At 67.8% G+C, this 19,800-nt stretch carries 16 protein-coding genes and 1 pseudogene; 10 read left to right on the forward strand and 7 right to left on the reverse strand.

Features of this window, described 5'->3' with window-relative positions:
- The first annotated feature begins 108 nt into the window (after positions 1–108).
- Positions 109–3,216, forward strand: a complete 3,108-nt coding sequence (locus HWX55_RS30120; protein ID WP_175978363.1) for a transglycosylase domain-containing protein — start codon at positions 109–111, stop codon at positions 3,214–3,216.
- Positions 3,217–3,255: 39 nt separating this feature from the next.
- Here the strand turns inward: HWX55_RS30120 and HWX55_RS30125 are convergent, their stop codons facing one another.
- Entirely contained in the window at positions 3,256–3,603 is a 348-nt protein-coding gene (locus tag HWX55_RS30125) for a GFA family protein (protein ID WP_175978364.1), read from the reverse strand.
- 148 nt (positions 3,604–3,751) lie between these two features.
- Here HWX55_RS30125 and HWX55_RS30130 point away from each other — a divergent pair, with 148 nt between their 5' ends.
- Entirely contained in the window at positions 3,752–3,997 is a 246-nt protein-coding gene (locus HWX55_RS30130; protein WP_006483256.1) for a DUF1272 domain-containing protein, read from the forward strand.
- Positions 3,998–4,020: 23 nt separating this feature from the next.
- On the opposite strand, the gene HWX55_RS30135 is transcribed toward HWX55_RS30130, so the two are convergent.
- Positions 4,021–4,704 carry a FadR/GntR family transcriptional regulator gene (locus HWX55_RS30135; protein ID WP_124556520.1) on the reverse strand — a complete coding sequence of 228 codons (684 nt, stop codon included), beginning with the start codon at positions 4,702–4,704 and terminating at the stop codon, positions 4,021–4,023.
- A gap of 145 nt (positions 4,705–4,849) precedes the next feature.
- Between HWX55_RS30135 and dgoD the strand changes: the two genes are divergently transcribed.
- Positions 4,850–5,998: a galactonate dehydratase gene (gene dgoD / locus HWX55_RS30140; RefSeq protein WP_050014598.1), complete on the forward strand. Its 1,149-nt coding sequence runs from the start codon at positions 4,850–4,852 to the stop codon at positions 5,996–5,998.
- Positions 5,999–6,131: 133 nt separating this feature from the next.
- On the opposite strand, the gene HWX55_RS30145 is transcribed toward dgoD, so the two are convergent.
- The gene (locus HWX55_RS30145; RefSeq protein ID WP_175978365.1) at positions 6,132–7,064 is read right to left on the reverse strand and encodes a CopD family protein; all 933 of its coding nucleotides are present in this window, start codon (positions 7,062–7,064) and stop codon (positions 6,132–6,134) included.
- A 390-nt stretch (positions 7,065–7,454) separates the two neighbouring features.
- Between HWX55_RS30145 and HWX55_RS30150 the strand changes: the two genes are divergently transcribed.
- From HWX55_RS30150 to HWX55_RS30160, 3 genes are all read left to right on the forward strand, one after another.
- Positions 7,455–8,219 (forward strand): c-type cytochrome, encoded by a 765-nt coding sequence (locus HWX55_RS30150; RefSeq protein ID WP_050014600.1) that lies wholly within the window; start codon positions 7,455–7,457, stop codon positions 8,217–8,219.
- Positions 8,220–8,238: 19 nt separating this feature from the next.
- Positions 8,239–9,537, forward strand: coding sequence for a cytochrome c (locus tag HWX55_RS30155; protein ID WP_050014602.1), 1,299 nt, complete (start codon positions 8,239–8,241; stop codon positions 9,535–9,537).
- A 137-nt stretch (positions 9,538–9,674) separates the two neighbouring features.
- Positions 9,675–11,141, forward strand: coding sequence for a DEAD/DEAH box helicase (locus HWX55_RS30160; RefSeq protein WP_175978366.1), 1,467 nt, complete (start codon positions 9,675–9,677; stop codon positions 11,139–11,141).
- Here HWX55_RS30160 and HWX55_RS30165 read toward each other — a convergent pair.
- The 3 genes from HWX55_RS30165 to HWX55_RS30175 all read right to left on the reverse strand — a co-directional run bounded on the left by HWX55_RS30165 (position 11,135) and on the right by HWX55_RS30175 (position 14,506).
- Positions 11,135–11,641, reverse strand: coding sequence for a hypothetical protein (locus HWX55_RS30165; protein ID WP_175978367.1), 507 nt, complete (start codon positions 11,639–11,641; stop codon positions 11,135–11,137). The genes HWX55_RS30160 and HWX55_RS30165 overlap by 7 nt on opposite strands.
- 70 nt (positions 11,642–11,711) lie before the next feature.
- Positions 11,712–12,539, reverse strand: coding sequence for a ferritin-like domain-containing protein (locus HWX55_RS30170; protein ID WP_011546143.1), 828 nt, complete (start codon positions 12,537–12,539; stop codon positions 11,712–11,714).
- 326 nt (positions 12,540–12,865) lie between these two features.
- A complete protein-coding gene (locus HWX55_RS30175; protein WP_175978368.1) occupies positions 12,866–14,506 on the reverse strand; it encodes a gamma-glutamyltransferase family protein in 1,641 nt (546 codons plus the stop codon).
- A gap of 211 nt (positions 14,507–14,717) precedes the next feature.
- On the opposite strand from HWX55_RS30175, the gene HWX55_RS30180 reads away from it, so the two are divergent.
- Together HWX55_RS30180 and HWX55_RS30185 are read left to right on the forward strand one after the other, a co-directional pair.
- Complete coding sequence (locus HWX55_RS30180) at positions 14,718–15,497, forward strand: DeoR/GlpR family DNA-binding transcription regulator (protein WP_034208319.1); 780 nt, start codon at positions 14,718–14,720, stop codon at positions 15,495–15,497.
- A gap of 301 nt (positions 15,498–15,798) precedes the next feature.
- Positions 15,799–15,996 (forward strand): hypothetical protein, encoded by a 198-nt coding sequence (locus HWX55_RS30185; RefSeq protein ID WP_050014609.1) that lies wholly within the window; start codon positions 15,799–15,801, stop codon positions 15,994–15,996.
- 91 nt (positions 15,997–16,087) lie between these two features.
- Here the strand turns inward: HWX55_RS30185 and HWX55_RS30190 are convergent.
- Positions 16,088–16,454: pseudogene (locus HWX55_RS30190) on the reverse strand (hypothetical protein).
- A gap of 162 nt (positions 16,455–16,616) precedes the next feature.
- Here HWX55_RS30190 and glpD point away from each other — a divergent pair.
- Both glpD and glpK read left to right on the forward strand, forming a co-directional pair.
- Positions 16,617–18,140: a glycerol-3-phosphate dehydrogenase gene (gene glpD / locus HWX55_RS30195; RefSeq protein WP_050014611.1), complete on the forward strand. Its 1,524-nt coding sequence runs from the start codon at positions 16,617–16,619 to the stop codon at positions 18,138–18,140.
- A gap of 111 nt (positions 18,141–18,251) precedes the next feature.
- Positions 18,252–19,754 carry a glycerol kinase GlpK gene (gene glpK, locus HWX55_RS30200; protein WP_011546147.1) on the forward strand — a complete coding sequence of 501 codons (1,503 nt, stop codon included), beginning with the start codon at positions 18,252–18,254 and terminating at the stop codon, positions 19,752–19,754.
- Positions 19,755–19,800 lie beyond the last annotated feature (46 nt).

A 19,800-nucleotide genomic window follows, 5' to 3' on the forward strand; every position in this document is an offset into this window, starting at 1 on the left:
CGCCGGCGCATCTCGGTAGTCGACCGCCCTTGGCAGCCCGCCGCGGAGGACTACACTAATCCTTAATGGGGTGTGGCCGGACAACCGCGCCCTCAGGGAGACGCCGCCATGAATCGGCCGCTGAATCGTATCCTCCCGCGCGTGACCGGTCTCGCATCGGTCTGGACGTGGGTCAAGTGGTCTTTGCTCGCCGCACTGCTGATCGCGGTGGCGATCGTCGCGCGGCTGGTGCAGACCGAGATCGAAACGTCCCGGCTGCAGGCGCGCTACCTGTCCGAGCTCACCCGCGACGTCGGCTACACGGTCGAGGCGGGGCCGAGCGATCACATCCGCTTCCCCGGGAACGGCCCGTACGACCAGCGCTTCGGCTACGCGATGATTCCCGCATTCCAGCAGCGGCTGCTCGCGCGCGGCTTCGTCGTCAGCGAACAGGCGCGCGATTCGCAGCGGATGCTGTCGCTCGGCGAGCGCGGGCTGTTCCTCCCTTACGAAGAGAAAGACCAGACGGGCCTGATGCTGTTCGATTCGACCGGCTCGCCGCTGTTCGCGACCGTGTTCCCGCAGCGCGTCTATGCCGACTTCGACACGGTGCCGCGCGTGATCACCGATTCGCTGCTGTTCATCGAGGATCGCTACCTGCTCGATGCGAACGAACCGAACCGCAACCCGGCGATCGACTGGGGGCGCTTCAGCCGCGCGCTGGCCGACCAGGCGCTGCACGTGGTCAATCGCCATCAGGCGCGCCCGGGCGGCAGCACGCTCGCGACGCAGATCGAGAAATTCCGCCATTCGCCGGAAGGCCGCACCGCGACGCCGCCCGAGAAGCTGCGGCAGATCGCGTCCGCGTCGGTGCGCGCGTACCTGAACGGCCCGCAGACGATGCTCGCGCGCCGCACGATCGTGGTGCACTACCTGAACTCCGTGCCGCTCGCCGCGCGGCCGCACGTCGGCGAAATCACCGGCATCGGCGACGGCCTCGCCGCGTGGTACGGCCGCGACTTCAACGACGTGAACCGCGTGCTGTCCGCGCCGACGACCGGCGACAACGTCGACCAGCAAGGCAAGATGTTCCGCGAGGCGCTGTCGCTGCTGATCGCGCAGCGCGCGCCGTCGTACTTCCTCAACCGCGGCTATCCGGCGCTGCAGAAGCTGACCGACAGCTACCTGCGGCTGCTGTCGAACGGCGGCGTGATCTCGCCCGCGCTGCGCGATGCCGCGCTCGCCGCGCAGATCGAACGCAGCGCGCCGCCGGCCGCCGCGCGCGTGCAGTCGTTCGTGTCGCGCAAAGCCGTGACCTCCGCGCGCGCGTCGCTGCTGTCGGCGCTCGGCATCAGCGACCTGTACCAGCTCGACCAGCTCGACCTGCAGGCCACCAGCACGCTCGACAACGGCGTGCAGCAGGCGGTCGCCGAGCGGCTCGCGCGGGCGTCGACGCGCGACGGCGCGCAGGCCGCCGGCCTGTACGGTTTCGAGATGCTCGCGCCGAAGGACGACCCGTCGCACCTCACGTACAGCTTCACGCTGTACGAGCACCGCAACGGCGCGAACATGCTGCGCGTGCAGACCGACAGCGTGAACCAGCCGTTCGACGTGAACCGCGGCGGCCGCATCAACCTCGGCTCGACCGCGAAGCTCCGCACGCTGATCACGTACCTGCAGATCGTCGCCGACCTGCATGCGCGCTATGCAAACCTGTCGAACGCGGCGCTGGCGCGCGTGAAACCGGATCCGATCGACGGGCTGTCGCGCTGGGCGCTCGATTACCTGTCGCATACGCGCGACCGTTCGCTGCAGGCGATGCTCGATGCGTCCGTCGAGCGCAAGTATTCGGCGAGCCCGGACGTGTTCTACACGGGCGGCGGCGCGCAGGTGTTCTCGAACTTCGAGAAGTCGGACAACGGCCGCATCCTGACGCTGCACGCGGCGTTCGAGCACTCGGTCAACCTCGTGTTCGTGCGGCTGATGCGCGACATCGTCCACTACGAAACGCTGCAGGCGGCCGGCCCGTCGTCGTCGTGGCTCAACGATCCCGCGCAGCGCCAGCATTACCTGCAGCAATTCGTCGACGGCGAAAGCCAGGTCTACGTGAAGCGCTACTACACGCGCTATGCGGGCAAGGCGCCCGACGACGCGCTCGCGCTGATGCTGCGCGACGTACGCAAGTCGCCGCCGAAGCTCGCGACGGTGCTGCGCAGCGTCGCGCCGAACGAATCGCTTGCATGGTTCGATGCGCAGATGCGCGCGCAACTGAAAGGCACGCCGGCCGCGACGCTGTCCGACGACGATCTCGCCGCGCTCTACGCGAAGTACGCGATCGACCGCTTCAACCTCAACGATCGCGGCTATATCGCCAGCGTCCATCCGCTCGCACTGTGGACGCTCAACTACCTGCGCGCGCACCCGGCCGCGTCGCTCGCCGACGTTCAGCGCGACAGTCGCGACGCGCGTTTCTACACGTATTCGTGGCTGTACAAGACCCGCTACCACGCGACGCAGGACCGGCGCATCCGCCGCATGGTCGAGCTGCGCGCGTACGCGGAAATCACGAAGTCGTGGCGCGCGCTCGGCTACCCGTTCGCGGAGGTGACGCCGTCCTACGCGGCCGCGATCGGCGCCTCGGGCGACCAGCCCGACGCGCTCGCGAAACTGATCGGCCTGATCGCGAACGGCGGCCAGAAGGCGCCGACCGAGACGATCACACGGCTCGATTTCGCGAAGGGCACGCCGTACGAAACCCGCTTCGTGCGCGCGGCCGCGCAGCCGCAGCCGATGCTGGCGCCGGAGATCGTCAACGTCGCGCGCACGCTGCTGCGCGACGTCGTGCTCCACGGCACCGCCCGCCGCCTCGCGGGCGGGCTCACGCTGCCGGACGGCAAGACGCTCGACGTGTACGGCAAGACCGGGACGGGCGACCAGCGCTTCAACATCTATGCGCGCGGCGCGCGGCTGATCGAGTCGCGCAAGGTCAACCGCAGCGGCACCTTCGTGTTCGCGATCGGCGACCGGTTCTTCGGCGTGCTGACGGCGACCGCGCACGAGCCGTATGCGGCACGCTACGACTTCACGAGCGCGATGGCCGTGCAGTTGCTGAAGTCGATGGCGCCGGCGCTCGCGCCGCTGATCGAACGCCCGGCCGACGCCGGCACGCGCACCGCCGGCCCGGCGCCGCAGGCGGAAACGCCTGCGCCGAACGCGGCGGCCGTGCAACCGTCGTGATCGAGTCGCGCCGCGCAGGCGCCCGCAACGGCGCGCCGCTCAGCGCGAGCGGCCGTCGTAGTGCGTGACGGGCAGCGCGTCGAGATCGACGCCCTCGACGCAGCGCACGTTGATCGCGGCCATCGCGGTGCCGTCCGGATGGACGCCTTCGCCGAATACATGAATCCCGCACCGCTTGCAGAAGCGATGCCGGATCACGTGCTTGTTGAACAGGTAGGTCGCGAGATTTTCGTCGGGCGTCAGCAGCGTCATGTGGTCGCGCGGCACGAACCACATCAGCGCGCCCTTGCGCTGGCAGATCGAGCAGTTGCACGCCATCACGCCCTGCAGGTCGCCTTCCGCCTCGAACGTCACGTCGCCGCAATGACAGCTTCCGCGATAAAGCATGGTCGTCTCCCGGTGCAGCCCGTGCGCAGCGACGGCGCCCGGGCGGGACGCCGTTGGCCGGGCCGATCCAAACGCGTACAGTAGCGCTCGCACGCGCCGCACGCAATGTCCGGGCGGCGCCCATCCGTCATCGACCCAGGAGACCCTCATGCTCGAACTGCGCCCCGGCTGCGAATGCTGCGACAAGGACCTGCCGCCCGATTCGGCGGAAGCGCGCATCTGTACATTTGAATGTACGTTCTGCGCGACTTGCGCGGACGACGTGCTGAAGGGCCGCTGCCCGAACTGCGGCGGCGACCTGGTCGCGCGGCCGCGGCGACCGGCGAGCCTGCTCGCGAAGTACCCGCCGTCGACGGAACGCATCCACAAGCCGGGCGGCTGCGCGAACGCCTGACGGCGCGCTTCGCCCCGCTCCCGTCACGACATCTCGATCCGCGCGCGCGTCACCGCGAGCAGCGTCGCCATCGCGCGGCGCGCGCCGTCTTCGTCGCGCACGCGAATCGCGTCGCTGACGGCCGTGTGCTCGGCAAGCGACGCGTTGTACACGTCTGCCCGGCGCGCGTTCAGCTGCAGTTGCGCCTCGAGCGTCCGATCGATCAGCGCGCCGAGCGGCACCAGCAGCTCGTTGCCGCCGGCCTCCAGCACGCTCAGGTGAAAGTGCAGGTCGGCGCGTACCCATTCGTCGACGTTGCGCGCGGCGGCCATCGCGCGCACCGCGCCGTCGATCGCGTCGAAGGCTTCGGGCGTATGGGTGCGCGCGGCGAGCGCGGCCGCGTGCGGCTCGATCATCTCGCGCATTTCCTGCAGCTTCAGCGCGAACGCGAGCGGCGGCGCGACGCGCGCATACCAGTCGAGCAGGTCAGCATCGAGCAGGTTCCACGCACGGCGCGGCCGCACGCGCGTGCCGACCTTCGGCCGCGATTCGACCAGCCCCTTCGACGTCAGCGTGCGCAGCGCCTCGCGCATCACCGTGCGGCTCACGCCGTACATCTCCATCAGGTCGGGTTCCCTCGGCAGCAGCGATTCGGGCGGATAGTCGCCGCGCAGGATCGCCGTCGCGAGCCGGAAGGCCGTCTGTCCATGCAGGTCGCGTTGAATGATCGTTCTCCGTCGGGCGGCTGCCCACTATCTGCACATTAATGCTATTAATACTATTTTTTATTCGACTACGCTAGGATAACCGTGAAAGCACGGATCGTGCGCCGCGCCCGCGCGGGCGCGCCGGTCAATCATGGAGACTAGCCTCATGAAAATCACCCGCCTCGAAACGTTCGTCGTCCCGCCCCGGTGGCTCTTCCTCAAGATCGAAACCGACGAGGGCATCATCGGCTGGGGCGAGCCCGTCGTCGAAGGCCGCGCGCACACGGTCGAGGCCGCCGTGCAGGAACTGGCCGACTACCTGGTCGGCCGCGACCCGCTGTTGATCGAGGATCACTGGCAGGTGATGTACCGCGCGGGCTTCTACCGCGGCGGCCCGATCATGATGAGCGCGATCGCGGGCGTCGACCAGGCGCTGTGGGACATCAAGGGCAAGCATCACGGCGTGCCCGTGCACGCGCTGCTCGGCGGCCAGGTGCGCGATCGCATCAAGGTGTACTCGTGGATCGGCGGCGACCGGCCGAGCGACGTCGCGAACAATGCGCGCGCGGTGGTCGAGCGCGGCTTCAAGGCCGTGAAGATGAACGGCTCCGAGGAGCTGCAGATCGTCGACACCTACGACAAGGTCGAGCAGGTGATCGCGAACGTCGCGGCGGTGCGCGACGCGGTCGGCCCGCACGTCGGGATCGGCGTCGACTTCCACGGCCGCGTGCACAAGCCGATGGCGAAGGTGCTCGCGAAGGAACTCGACCCGTACAAGCTGATGTTCATCGAGGAGCCGGTGCTGTCGGAGAACGCCGAGGCGCTGCGCGACATCGTCAACCAGACCAACACGCCGATCGCGCTCGGCGAGCGGCTGTACTCGCGCTGGGACTTCAAGCACATCCTCGCGGGCGGCTACGTCGACATCATCCAGCCGGACGCATCGCACGCGGGCGGCATCACCGAGTGCCGCAAGATCGCGACGCTCGCGGAAAGCTACGACGTCGCGCTCGCGCTGCATTGCCCGCTCGGGCCGATCGCGCTCGCCGCGTGCCTGCAGCTCGACGCGATCAGCTACAACGCGTTCATCCAGGAACAGAGCCTCGGCATCCACTACAACCAGGGCAACGACCTGCTCGACTATCTGCGCAACCCCGAGGTGTTCCGCTACGACGATGGCTTCGTCGCGATCCCGCAAGGGCCGGGGCTCGGCATCGACGTGAACGAGGAGAAGGTGCGCGAGATGGCGAAGACCGGCCATCGCTGGCGCAACCCGGTGTGGCGCCACGCGGACGGCAGCGTCGCCGAGTGGTGATGAACGCGTGAGATAAGAAAGACGCGGGGCGCGGCGCACGCCGCGCAATGCGTTCGACACGGCCGCCCCGACAAGGCGGCCGTTCTTGCATCCGTACCCCGCATGCGGCGCTCCGCCCCGCACCGTTCGGCCGTCAGCCGAGCGCCGCGAACCCCGGCACGCTGAACGACAGCACGGCCGCCGCGACGAACACGCCGATCATCGTCATCCCTTCGAGATGCAGGATGTTGCGGAACGTGTACGCGTCCTCGGTCGACGCGGTGCGGCGCAGGCGCGGCAGCGCCGAGAAGCGGTTGAGCCCGCCGAGCACGAGCGCGAGCGCGACGAGCAGCAGCTTCAGCAGCAACACGCGCCCCCACGTGCTGCCGTCGAGCGGCGCGAGCGAGCCGCCGAGCCCGCGGATCGCGTTGAGCACGCCGGTGCCGAGCACGAAGACGACCGCGACGATCGACGTGCGCGACAGGTGCTGGCCGATGCGGATCAGCGCGCCGCGCGCGACCGACGTCCCCAGCGCCGGCAACACCGCAAGCCCGCCCGCGAGCACGAGGCCGCCCCATACGGCGGTGGCCAGCAGGTGCAGCGTCTGCACGCCGACCGCCGCGGACAGCACGCCGCTGTCGGCCGCATGGCCGAGCGACGCCTTGCCGGCCGCGACCACGATCACCGCGAGCCACAGCACCGCATGCGCGACCGGGCCGTCCGGCTTCGCGAGCGCGACGATCGCGAGCAGCAGCGCGCCGGCGAACGCGACGCTCCACGCGAAGCCCGTATGCGTTTGCATCAGCATGACGGGAATCGCGGCGAACGCGCCGCCGAGCCCCGCGCCGCTCATCGTCGCGGCCTCGTAGACGAGCCAGCCGAGATCGGCGAGCACCAGCGCCAGCGCCGCCGCGGCCAGCGAATGTTGCGCACGCAGCCATGCAGGGTGCGACGGCGCGATGACCGGCCGCGCACCGTCCTTGCCGAGCCACGCCTTGAGCAGCGCCGAGCCGACCGCCATCGCGAACGCCGCATCCATCAGCGCCGCGAGCGCGACCTGGCCGATCCACAAGCTGTCGAACTTCATCGCGCGCACCCTCCCGCAAGCGGCAGGCCGGCAGTGCGGCGGCACCGGGACGGACAGCGGGACGGACAGCGTGAGGCAAGCAACGGCACAGTAGAAAACGTCATCGATGAATCCGGAAACGGGAGAAATGACTGGACCTGCGGCGGAGGCGGCGCCGCGCGACCCGCGAGTGTACGGTCTTCGATGGGGAAAACGCACGCCGGTTCACATGACCCCGGCGCAATGCGCGTCAAATTGTCGCAAGTCGCAAACGGACAGGAACCGATGTCCTTTTGCCAAATAGCCGTCATTACCCATCGATGATAGAATGCCGCGTCGCAGCAGCCCGGCTGTCCTGCCGTCCATGCGCCGAGCCGATCGTAGCCCGGACAAGGTCCCCGACGAATAAACATGGAGTCTCGTGTGTCTTCAAGACGCCTCTTCCGTCCGCTGCTCGCCGTTCTGATGATCGGCGGCGCGGGCCTTATGAGCGCTGCCCAAGCGCAGACCAAGCCCACGGAGCAAGCGCACGCCCAGCAGGCGCCGCTCAAGGCACCCGATACCATGGCCGAGCGCGTGCGCGGCTGTACCGCATGCCACGGCGTTCACGGCCAGGGCACGGACAACGACTACTTCCCGCGTCTTGCCGGCAAGCCGGCCGAGTACCTGTACAACCAGCTCGTCAACTTCCGCGACGGCCGGCGCAAGTACCCGCCGATGAACTATCTGCTGACGTACCTGAACGACGATTACCTGAAGGAAATCGCGGAGCACTTCTCGGCCGAACGTCCGCCGTACCCGACGCCGGCGAAGCCGACGCTGCCGGCCGCGACGCTCGCACGCGGCAAGCAGCTCGTCACGCAGGGCGACCCGTCGCGCAAGCTGCCGGCCTGCGTGGCCTGCCACGGCGCAGGGCTGACCGGCATGCAGCCGGCGATCCCGGGCCTCGTCGGCCTGCACGCCGATTACCTGAGCGCGCAGCTCGGCGCATGGCGCTCGGGCAACCGCCACGCGAAGGCGCCCGATTGCATGCACGACATCGCCGCGAAGCTTTCCGACGAAGACGTGACGGCCGTGACCGCGTGGCTCGCCGCGCAACCGGCGCCCGCCAACCCCGTGCCGGCCCCGGCGCGTTCGATGAAGACTCCGCTCGCCTGCGGCAGCGAACCGCAATAAGGCAAGGGAGACAGACACAATGAAACGCAAGTCCCTGTTTGCACTCTCGGCCGTCGCGATCGTCGCGGCTGCCGCCCTCGTGCCGGTCCTGTGGCCGGGCAACGACACGCTGCACGGCGCTGCCGCCGTCGCGGCCACGCCGGCCGACCAGGCCGCGCTGATCAAGAAGGGCGAATACCTCGCGCGCGTCGGCGACTGTATCGCGTGCCACACCGTGCGCGGCGGCAAGTCGTTCGCGGGCGGCCTGCCGATGGCGACGCCGTTCGGCACGATGTACACGCCGAACATCACGCCGGACGACCAGAACGGTATCGGCAAGTGGACGTCGGACGACTTCTACCGCGCGATGCACACCGGTCGCTCGAAGGACGGCAGCCTGCTGTACCCGGGCTTCCCGTTCGCGAGCTACACGAAGGTCACGCGCGCCGATTCGGACGCGATCTACGCGTACCTGCGTTCGGTCGCGCCGGTGTCGGTGCCGAGCCGTCCGCACGAACTGAAGTTCCCGTTCAACAACCGCAACCTGCTGATCGGCTGGCGCACGCTGTTCTTCAAGGAAGGCGAATACAAGCCGGATCCGACGAAGTCGGTCGAATGGAACCGCGGCGCGTATCTCGTCGAAGGCCTCGGCCACTGCTCGATGTGCCACACGTCGATCAACATGATGGGTGGCCCGGTGAGCTCCTCGGCGTTCGCCGGCGGCCTGATCCCGCTGCAGAACTGGTATGCGCCGTCGCTGACGAACGACAAGGAACTCGGCCTCGGCGACTGGCACGTGCAGGAGCTGTCCGACCTGCTGCAGGCCGGCGTGTCGCAGAAGGGCGCGGTGTTCGGCCCGATGGCGGACGTGGTCCACAACAGCCTGCAGTACATGACCGACGAAGATACGCGCGCGATGTCGACGTACCTGAAGTCGATCCCGCAGAAGGCTGAAGCGCCGAAGAACATGCAGTACGAACCGTCGAAGCAGTTCGGCAACGCGCTGTTCGACCAGGGCAAGAAGATCTACGCGGACAACTGCGCGACCTGCCACGCCGAAAACGGCGCGGGCAAGCCACCGGCCTATCCGCCGCTCGCAGGCAACCACTCGATCATGATGGAATCGGCCGTCAACCCGATCCGCATGGTGCTGAATGGCGGCTACCCGCCGAGCACGTTCAAGAATCCGCGTCCGTATGGGATGCCGCCGTTCGCGCAGTCGCTGTCGAACCAGGAAGTCGCGGCGGTCGTCACGTATATCCGGATGTCTTGGGGTAACAACGGTACGCCGATCTCGCCGCAACAGGTGAGCGACCTGCGTTCCGCGCCGCTCGACTAAGAAGCGGCTCACACAAACGGGGCGCGGCTGCGGGAAACCGCGGCCGCGCCCTTTTGCTTTTTGGCTGTTTAGCGATGCAGGTTTGCCGCGCGGGCCGCGCGATGCATCGCCGATCATAAAACTCAAGAGTGGTATCTATGTCTTTCGAATCTCTCGGCCTGGCCGAACCGCTGGTCAAGGCGGTCAACGAGCTCGGCTACACGTCGCCGACCCCGATCCAGCAGCAGGCGATCCCGGCCGTCCTCGGCGGCGGCGACCTGCTCGCCGGCGCACAAACCGGCACCGGCAAGACCGCCGGCTTCACGCTGCCGATCCTGCAACGCCTGCACACGTTCTACGCCGAGCACCGTGGCGCGAAGCGCGCGGTGCGCGCGCTGATCCTCACGCCGACGCGCGAACTCGCCGCCCAGGTCGAGGAAAGCGTGCGCGCGTACAGCAAGTACCTGAAGCTGCGCTCGACCGTGATGTTCGGCGGCGTCAGCATCAATCCGCAGATCGATGCGCTCAAGCGCGGCGTCGACATCGTCGTCGCGACGCCGGGGCGCCTGCTCGACCACATGCAGCAGAAGACCATCGACCTGTCGGATCTCGACATCCTCGTGCTCGACGAAGCCGACCGGATGCTCGACATGGGCTTCATCCACGACATCAAGCGCGTGCTCGCGAAGCTGCCGCCGCAGCGCCAGAACCTGCTGTTCTCGGCCACCTTCTCCGATGAAATCAAGGCGCTCGCCGACAGCCTGCTCGACTCGCCCGCGCTGATCGAGGTCGCCCGCCGCAACACGACCGCCGAGAGCGTCGCGCAGAAGATCCATCCGGTCGACCGCGACCGCAAGCGCGAGCTGCTCACGCACCTGATCCGCGAACACAACTGGTTCCAGGTGCTCGTGTTCACGCGCACCAAGCACGGCGCGAACCGGCTCGCCGAGCAACTGACGAAGGACGGCATCAGCGCGATGGCGATCCACGGCAACAAGAGCCAGTCGGCGCGTACGCGCGCGCTGGCCGAGTTCAAGAACAGCACGCTGCAGGTGCTCGTCGCGACCGATATCGCCGCGCGCGGGATCGACATCGACCAGTTGCCGCACGTCGTCAACTTCGACCTGCCGAACGTGCCCGAGGATTACGTGCACCGGATCGGCCGCACGGGCCGCGCGGGCGCGACCGGCGAAGCCGTGTCGCTCGTGTGCGTCGACGAGAAGCAGCTGCTGCGCGACATCGAGCGGCTGATCAAGCGCGAGATCCCGCAGGAAGTGATCGCGGGCTTCGAACCCGATCCGAACGCGAAGCCGGAGCCGATCCAGCAACGCCGCGGCCAGCAGCAACCGCGCGGCGGCGGCGGTGGCGGCGGCAATCGCCAGCCGCGTGCCGGCGGCTCAGGCCAGCCGGCCGCGAAACGCGACGGCAACGCGCAACCGAAGGCATCGCAACCGAAGGCTGCACAGCAGAAGGCCGCGAAGCCGCGCACGCAAGGCGGCGCCGGCGCGGGTGGCAATAGCGGCGGACGTCCGGCAGGCGGCGCCAACGGCGCCCGCCCGGCAAGCGGCAACGCCGCGCATCCGAACCGCAACCGTTCGTCGCGCAGCGGCCAGCGCGGTCACTGAAGCCGCGCGGCCGCGCGCCGCAGGTGCTCGATCTGGCGTTGCCAGCGTGCGAGCACCGCGGCGCGCTCCCCTTCCAGCGTGAACGTGACGCCTGTCGCGAGACGCGCATAGCCGACCCGCTGCGCATCGCCGTGCGCGATCGTCGCAGCGAATCCGGCCAGCCCGCCGAAGTCCCCTTCGAGCGGCATCATCTCCAGTTGCGCCTGAAAGAATGCCCCGTCCGCGACCAGCGTCAACGCGGCCGTGCGCCGTTGCGCGATCGCGCGCGCCGCCCGCGACTGCGGCCAGAGCGCGATCAGCAGCGTGCGCGCATCGTGCGCGTAGATCTCGCCGACGCCGAGCAGCGTCGTGCGCAACTGGCCGTCGTCGGTCGCGACGATCAGCGACGCGGCGACGTCGGCATGACGCTCGAGCGCGGTGCCGTCGAACCGCGACACGACGGCGGACGGCCACGCATCGAACGTCCATTGTTCGAGTGCGTGGCGATGGGTATCGGTCATGATGGCGTGGCCCGGCTGCGGATCGGATGAGGATGCGCCAGCATACGCGCGACGGGCCGCCCCGCGGCGATCAGCGCAGGAAAACGTGCCGCGTGATCTTCGTGAGCGGATAGTGGACGCCCGGCTGGATCTTCGCGGGCAGGTCGAGCGGCTTGAGCAGCATCTTCACGCACATGTCGGCCGACAGGTTGCGCCGGACCAGCGAATTGATGCGCGCGGCGCGCTCGCGGTTGTACTGGCTGTCGCCGACGCGGTCCGGATAGCGGATCGCGAACACGTGGCGCAGCGCGATCTCGGAATCCTCGTTCTTGATTTCCATCACACGGCGCGCGAGCGCACCGAGCACCGCGAGCCGGCCGTTGCCTTCGACCTGGTTGTACTTCTTGAAGAACTTGAAGAAGTGCTTGTAGTGACGCACTTCGTCCGTGCGGATGTTGTCGGTGATTTCCTTCAGCACCGGCTCGTCCGAGCATTCGTTGATCGCGCGATAGAGCGTGGCCGTGCCCGTCTCGACGACGCAGCGTGCGACCATTTCGAGCGCGCGGGTCTTTTCGAATGCCTCGACCGAGCACGTCTTCGAATACTCGGCGAAGAAATTCGCGAAGGCCGTATCCCAGTCGAACTCGGGCCACACGTGCGCGATATACGCCTTCAGCGCGCGGCCGTGCTGCAATTCTTCGGGCTCCCATGCATTGTTGAGCCATGCGGAGACTTCCGGATCGTCATTGAAGAATTCGCTCAGATTGCTCGTATAGAGATCCGAGCCGCTTTCGATGAACGACGACGCGCACAGCAGCAGCAGCAGATCCTCGTTCGCGGCGGCACGCTGACGATCGATCCGGTTCAGGTCGATGTCCTCGATACGCCACGGCATCACATGCGTCGTTTTGGTGTCCATGGTAGTGCGCTCCCAGTCGTCGCGCGGAGGCCGGCCCATGCCTGGGGCACAGGCGCCAGCCGATCCGCAGGCGGCGTTTTACTTGCGTTTATAGTGAGTCGGTCCGGCCGAACCATCCTGGCATCTTAGCCGGACTTTGAAGTTCGTGCTCCAGAGCACTGACCATACCCGACAGGCGCAGTTCCACGGCGTCCGTTGCCGTTCGTTAGACGAGTCCTTCAAACCGCTTGCGCGCGGTCGACCAGATCCGCCGCGCCAAACGAAACGGGCGGCCGCCGGGCCGCCCGTAATGCTGGGCAATTGCAAAGAAAGCTGGAAGCGATCCGTCAGAAACCGGCCGCGAGCCCATCGCGCCGGCTGTCGCTCGCGGCCACGTAGCCGCGCTCCGGATCGTCGGGATCGAGCCGCCACACGAACTGCCCGGAACCGAAATCCATGTAAGGATCGTCGATCGACTGGATCGTATGGCCGCGGGCGGCCAGCGCGTCGACCGTCGCGCGGTTCATCGTCGCCTCGACGTCGAGCGTGAAGTCGCGATTGACCTTCCAGCGCGGCGCGCAACACGCGGCCTGCGGCTGCTGGCCATAGCCGAGCATCCGCACGACGGTCTGCAGATGGCCCTGCGGCTGCATGTCGCCGCCCATCACGCCGAAGCTCATCACGGCCTCGGTGCGGCCATTGGCTTCCTCGGTAACGAACGCCGGGATGATCGTGTGGAACGGCCGCTTGCCGCCCGCGACGACGTTCGGCGAAGCCGGGTCCATCGAGAAGCCGTGCCCGCGGTTCTGCAGCGCAATGCCGGCGCCGGGCACGACGAGCCCCGAGCCGAAGCCCATGTAGTTCGACTGGATGAAGCTCACCATCATCCCGCGCTCGTCGGCCGCCGACAGGTAGATCGTGCCGCCCGAATGCGGACGGCCGGCGGCGAAGTGCGTCGCACGCGCGCGATCGATCAGCTTCGCGCGTTCGGCGAGATACGCATCGTCGAGCATCTGTTCGGGCGTGACGTCCATCGCGCGCGGATCGGCGACGTAGCGATAGACGTCGGCGAACGCGAGCTTCATCGCCTCGATCTGCAGATGCTGCGAATCGACCGAGTCGACCGGGCACTCGGTCACGCCCGCGTGCTCGGCGATGCCGAGCGCGATCAGCGCGGCGATGCCCTGCCCGTTCGGCGGGATCTCGTGAATCGTGTGACGGCCGAAGCGCTTGCCGATCGGCTCGACCCATTCCGGCCGGTACGCGCGCAGGTCGGCTTCGGTCAGCGCGCCGCCGCCTTCGCGCGCGAACGCGGCGATACGCTCGGCGAGCGCGCCTTCGTAGAACGCCCGCGCGCCGTCCTTCGCGAGCGTGCGCAGCGTCTGCGCATGACCGGGCAGGCACACGCGTTCGCCGACGAGCGGCGCGCGGCCGCGCGGCATGAAGGTGTCCGCGAAACCGGGCAGGCCCTGCAGTTCGGGGACGGCCGCCGCCCACTTGTGCGCGACGATCGGCGGCACCGAAAAGCCGCGTTCCGCGATCTCGATCGCCGGCTCGAGCAGGTCCGCGAACGGCAGCGAACCGAACTTCGCGTGCAGCGCTTCCCAGCCTGCGATCACGCCCGGCACGGTGACGGTGTCCCAGCCGCGCGTCGGCTTGTTCGCGATGCCGCGCGCGTCCTCGCCGTGACGCTTGCGGAAGTAGTCGACGTTCCATGCGGCCGGCGCGACGCCCGATGCGTTGAGTCCCGACAGTCGCTCGCCATCCCACACGAGCGCGAACGCATCGCCGCCGAGCCCGCACGACACGGGCTCGACGACCGTGATCGCGGCGGCCGCGGCCAGCGCCGCGTCGACCGCGTTGCCGCCCTTCCACAGCATCCGCAGCCCGGCCTGCGCGGCCAGCGGATGCGACGTCGACACGACGTTGCGCGCGAACACCGGAATGCGGGTCGACGGATACGGGTTGTGCCAGTTGAAGCCACTCATCGAGACCACCTCGTCGAAAGCTGAATGAACGGGCCCGTACGAACGGGCAATCCGCCATTGCAGCGCGATCGGCCTGATCGCACAAATTCATTTGTCACATGAATCCATGCCATTTCCGCATGAATCATACGCGCCGATGTCCGGCAGGCCGGCCGAACGCCGTTGCCGCCCTTACAATACCCGCTCCGTCTCACGACACGACCATCGAGCCATGACCCGAGATCCCCGCCTCACCCTCAACGCGCGCCAGCAGGAATTGCTCGAATGGGTGCAGCGCGACGGCTTCGTGACCGTCGACGATCTCGCCGCGCACTTCGCGGTCACGCCGCAGACGATCCGCCGCGACGTGAACTGGCTTGCCGACCTGAACCTGCTGCGCCGCTATCACGGCGGCGCGAGCCTGCCGACCAGCTCGGAGAACGTGTCGTACACCGCGCGCCAGCGGATGTTCCACGACGAGAAGCGGCGCATCGCGGCGCTCGCGGCGTCGCACATCCCCGACCAGGCGTCGCTGTTCATCAACCTCGGCACGACGACCGAGGAAGTCGCGCGCGCGCTGAACCGCCATCACGGGCTGCACGTGATCACGAACAACCTGAACGTCGCGTCGATGATGAGCGGCTACCCCGACTGCGAGGTGCTGATCACGGGCGGCATCGTGCGGCCGTGGGACAAGGGCATCGTCGGCGAGCTCGCGATCGACTTCATCCGGCAGTTCAAGGTCGACTACGCGATCATCGGCACGTCGGCGATCGAAGCCGACGGCACGCTGCGCGATTTCGACACGCGCGAGGTGCGCGTCGCCGAGGCGATCATGCAGCATGCGCGCACGGTGTACCTCGTCACCGATCATTCGAAGGTCGGCCGCCCGGCGCTCGTGCGCCAGGGCCATCTGAGCCAGGTGCACGCGCTCTTCACCGACAAGCCGCTGCCGCCCGACATGGCCGATACGGTGGCCGCCGCCGGCACCCAGGTGTACGTCGCGGAATGACGGTTGCGATGCTGCACCGCACCTGAAACTTCAAGTGAAATCAAGAAGTTGGCGCCGCGCACGAACCGCTTGTGGCATGCGCTTCTGTCAAACGGAAAATTAACGGGGCACGATTTGTCGTTGCGTGCGCGCTCGACTAGACTCCAGTTCCCCGGCCCGTTCGCCGATCCGCCTGTGCCAGGGCGGTGCGAATCGCAGGGTCGGCAAAGACAGCTTTCCCCCCAAGCCATACCCCTGCGGGGTATCGCGCGTCGGCGTATGCGCCGGCCGCGCGGGCAGTCCGATTGCCATGGAGAGAACGATGCTGAGTCCGCATGAATTCGCCACGCTCTTGCTTGTGAAGGACGCGCCTGATCAGCGCGACATGGATCGGGATGAACTGGACATCCTGCTCGAACAACAGCTCGTCCGCCTGGAAGGGCTCGGCTCGGGGCGCAGATACTGCGTGACCGAGACCGGCGACGCCACGCTGCGATCCGTCAAGTACCGCTATTCGTAAGCCCCGCCGTTCCCGACCTTGACCTGATCGCGCGGCCGGCATCCGGCCGCGCGGTCGTTTCCGCCTCCCGCCTGCCCGTTCGCCGCCGGCTTCAACCGCCGCGCAGCGTCGGATCGACCGCCGCCCGCCAGCTGATGGCCTGCGCGCGCCCCGTTGAAATACGCGATCCAGCCCGCGCGTGCCGCCGCATCAGGCGCCACATAGTGGGTCGAAAGTTCGTTTACGAACGCGCAATAGTTCGCTTCGGTCAGCCCGCGATACCGTTTCGCGACGTACGCGTCGTACAGCGTCGAATAGACCGGCTGCGCGTCCGCGCCCCAGTCGCGCACGGCGCCGCCGCACGACGTCTGCAAGTCGACGAACGACGGCGCGCGCCAGTTGCCGGCGAGCGGCGGCGTCCCCGCGCTGCACCCCGCCAGCAGGACGGCGCACACGCCGGCCCACATCCCAATACGCATGATTCACCTCGCGAAACGGTCGATTTCGCCAGTATCGTCCGGGATCGTGTCGCGCGCTACTGGCCCCGCTTTTTCGAACTTTACTTTTTCGATTTCGTTCGTTAAATTTCGAATTCGAACATTTCATGTTCGCCCTATTTCAACAGACGATAAGGACAGCAGGTGACCCAACCGAATCGCTACGATCTGCTCGTCGTCGGCGGCGGCATCAACGGCGCGGGGATCGCGCGCGATGCGGCCGGCCGCGGCCTGTCGGTCATGCTCTGCGAGCAGGACGACCTCGCGTCGCACACGTCGTCGTCCAGCACGAAGCTGATTCACGGCGGCCTGCGTTACCTCGAGTACAACGAGTTCGGACTGGTGCGCAAGGCGCTGCAGGAACGCGAAACGCTGCTGCGCGCGGCGCCGCACATCATGTGGCCGCTGCGCTTCGTGATGCCGCACATGCCGAATCTGCGCCCGGCCTGGCTGATCCGCATCGGCCTGTTCCTCTACGATCACCTCGCGAAACGCGAACTGCTGCCCGGCTCGCGCGGCATCGACATGCGCCGCCATGCGGCCGGCGCGCCGCTGATCGACTCGATCAAGCGCGGCTTCGTGTATTCCGACGGCTGGGTCGACGACGCGCGCCTCGTCGTGCTGAACGCGATGGATGCGAAGGAGCGCGGCGCCGAGATCCTGACGCGAACGAAGCTCGTGTCCGCCGAACGCCGCGGCGACGAATGGGAAGCGCGGCTCCAGCACGCCGACGGTTCGATCCGCGTCGTGCAGGCACGCGCGATCGCGAACGCGGCCGGCCCGTGGGTCGGCGACGTGCTGCACGGCGCGCTCGGCCGCGGCGCGCATCACAGCGTGCGGCTCGTGAAGGGCAGCCACATCATCACGCGCCGGCTGTTCGATCACGATCACGCGTACATCTTCCAGAACCCGGACAAGCGGATCATCTTCGCGATTCCGTACGAGCACGACTTCACGCTGATCGGCACGACCGACGTCGAATACACGAACGATCCCGCGAAGGTCGCGATCGATCGCGACGAGACGCAGTATCTGTGCGATTCGATCAACCGCTACTTCAAGCGCAAGATCTCGCCGGCCGACGTGCACTGGACCTATTCGGGTGTGCGCCCACTGCTGGAAGACGAGAACGCGGCGAACGCGTCGGCCGTCACGCGCGACTATCGCCTCGAACTCGACGACGGCGCGGGCGCGCCGCTCTTGTCGGTGTTCGGCGGCAAGATCACGACGTTCCGCAAGCTCGCGGAAGAAGCCGGCGACATGCTGTGCCGCGCGCTCGGCCGCGACGCGAAGACCTGGACGGCCGGCGTCGCGCTGCCGGGCGGCGATATCGCCGACGCGAAATTCGACGGGTTCGCCAGTGCGTTCGCGAAACGCCATCCGTGGCTGCCCGCCGCGCTCGCACGCCGCTATGCGCGCGCGTACGGCACGCGTGCGGAGCGCGTGGTCGACGGCGCGACCTCGCTCGCCGACCTCGGCGCCGAAATCGCACCGGGCATCCACGACGCCGAACTGCGCTACCTGCGCGACGCCGAATGGGCGACCTGCGCGCAGGACGTGCTGTGGCGTCGCTCGAAGCTGGGCCTGCACGTCGCGCCCGGCACGCTGGACGCCGTGACCGCCGCGGTCGACGCGTGGTTCGCCGCCGCGCACGCGCCGCACGCGTGACTCGAATGCAAGTTGCAGTTGCCGTTGCCTGACCGACGTTGATTCACCGACGCGCCGCCCACATGCGGCGCGCATCACAACTAAGCCAATCCACGGATGGAGATGAGAGACATGCAGGACCAGTACATCCTCGCGCTTGACCAGGGCACCACGAGTTCCCGCGCGATGCTGTTCGATCGCCAGGGCAACATCGTATCGATCGCCCAGAAGGAATTCGAACAGATCTACCCGCAACCCGGCTGGGTCGAGCACGACCCGCAGGAAATCTGGTCGACGCAAGCCGGCGTCGCCGCGGAAGCCGTCACGCGCACGGGCCTGAACGGCACGTCGATCGCCGCGATCGGCATCACCAACCAGCGCGAGACGACGATCGTCTGGGATCGCGAGACGGGCCAGCCCGTCTACAACGCGATCGTCTGGCAGGATCGCCGCACCGCCGACTTCTGCGACTCGCTGAAGAAGCAAGGGCTCGAAGCGAAGGTGCGCGCGAAGACCGGCCTGCCGATCGACTCGTACTTCTCCGCGACGAAGATCCGCTGGATCCTCGACAACGTGCCGGGCGCGCGCGACAAGGCGCGTCAGGGCAAGCTCGCGTTCGGCACCGTCGACAGCTGGCTCGTGTGGAACTTCACGAAGCACGAGCTGCACGTGACCGACGTGACCAACGCGTCGCGCACGATGCTGTTCAACATCCACACGCGCGAGTGGGACAGCGAACTGCTGGAACTGCTCGACATTCCGCGCAGCATGCTGCCGGAAGTGAAGGCGTCGTCGGAGATCTACGGCCACACGAAGACCACCGTGTTCGCGTCGAAGATCCCGCTCGCGGGCATCGCCGGCGACCAGCACGCGGCGCTGTTCGGCCAGATGTGCACGACGTCGGGCATGGTGAAGAACACCTACGGCACCGGCTGCTTCCTGATGATGAACACCGGCGACAAGCCGATCGAGTCGAAGAACAACCTCGTCACGACGATCGCGTGGCAGATCGGCGACGACGTGCAGTACGCGCTCGAAGGCAGCATCTTCATCGCGGGTGCGGTCGTGCAGTGGCTGCGCGACGGCGTCGGCCTCATCAAGACGGCCGCCGAAATCGAGGCGCTCGCCGCGAGCGTGCCGCATACCGACGGCGTCTACCTCGTGCCCGCGTTCGCCGGCCTCGGCGCGCCGCACTGGAACGCGCGGGCGCGCGGCTCGGTGTTCGGCGTCACGCGCGGCACGAGCGCCGCGCACCTCGCGCGCGCGGCGCTCGATGCGATCGCCTACCAGTCGCTCGACGTGCTGGCCGCGATGGAAGCCGATTCGGGCATCAGCATCGGCGAGCTGCGGGTGGATGGCGGCGCGAGCGCGAACGACCTGCTGATGCAGTTCCAGGCCGATCTGCTCGGCGTCGACGCGGTGCGTCCGCAGATCACCGAGACGACCGCGCTCGGCGCGGCCTATCTCGCGGGCCTCGCGATCGGCTACTGGAAGAACCTCGACGAAGTGCGCGACCAGTGGCAGCTCGATCGCCGCTTCGCACCGTCGATGCCGAAGGAGCAGGTCGAGCAGCGCATGGCCGGCTGGCAGCGTGCGGTACGCGCCGCGAAGGCATGGGCCGACGACACCCAGTAATCCGAACGACTTCAAACGACATACAACAACACCGGCGGACCGCGCA

This window comes from Burkholderia sp. BCC1047 (genome assembly GCF_902833155.1).
In the GTDB taxonomy this organism is placed as follows: Bacteria; Pseudomonadota; Gammaproteobacteria; order Burkholderiales; family Burkholderiaceae; genus Burkholderia; species Burkholderia sola.

What these genes read in the sequence shown, in the direction of transcription:
- HWX55_RS30120 (WP_175978363.1), top strand. Translation starts at nt 109, where the DNA reads ATGAATCGGCCGCTGAATCGTATCCTCCCGCGCGTGACCGGTCTCGCA.
- HWX55_RS30125 (WP_175978364.1), bottom strand. Translation starts at nt 3,603, where the DNA reads ATGCTTTATCGCGGAAGCTGTCATTGCGGCGACGTGACGTTCGAGGCG.
- HWX55_RS30130 (WP_006483256.1), top strand. Translation starts at nt 3,752, where the DNA reads ATGCTCGAACTGCGCCCCGGCTGCGAATGCTGCGACAAGGACCTGCCG.
- dgoD (WP_050014598.1), top strand. Translation starts at nt 4,850, where the DNA reads ATGAAAATCACCCGCCTCGAAACGTTCGTCGTCCCGCCCCGGTGGCTC.
- HWX55_RS30145 (WP_175978365.1), bottom strand. Translation starts at nt 7,064, where the DNA reads ATGAAGTTCGACAGCTTGTGGATCGGCCAGGTCGCGCTCGCGGCGCTG.
- HWX55_RS30150 (WP_050014600.1), top strand. Translation starts at nt 7,455, where the DNA reads ATGGAGTCTCGTGTGTCTTCAAGACGCCTCTTCCGTCCGCTGCTCGCC.
- HWX55_RS30155 (WP_050014602.1), top strand. Translation starts at nt 8,239, where the DNA reads ATGAAACGCAAGTCCCTGTTTGCACTCTCGGCCGTCGCGATCGTCGCG.
- HWX55_RS30160 (WP_175978366.1), top strand. Translation starts at nt 9,675, where the DNA reads ATGTCTTTCGAATCTCTCGGCCTGGCCGAACCGCTGGTCAAGGCGGTC.
- HWX55_RS30165 (WP_175978367.1), bottom strand. Translation starts at nt 11,641, where the DNA reads ATGACCGATACCCATCGCCACGCACTCGAACAATGGACGTTCGATGCG.
- HWX55_RS30170 (WP_011546143.1), bottom strand. Translation starts at nt 12,539, where the DNA reads ATGGACACCAAAACGACGCATGTGATGCCGTGGCGTATCGAGGACATC.
- HWX55_RS30175 (WP_175978368.1), bottom strand. Translation starts at nt 14,506, where the DNA reads ATGAGTGGCTTCAACTGGCACAACCCGTATCCGTCGACCCGCATTCCG.
- HWX55_RS30180 (WP_034208319.1), top strand. Translation starts at nt 14,718, where the DNA reads ATGACCCGAGATCCCCGCCTCACCCTCAACGCGCGCCAGCAGGAATTG.
- HWX55_RS30185 (WP_050014609.1), top strand. Translation starts at nt 15,799, where the DNA reads ATGCTGAGTCCGCATGAATTCGCCACGCTCTTGCTTGTGAAGGACGCG.
- glpK (WP_011546147.1), top strand. Translation starts at nt 18,252, where the DNA reads ATGCAGGACCAGTACATCCTCGCGCTTGACCAGGGCACCACGAGTTCC.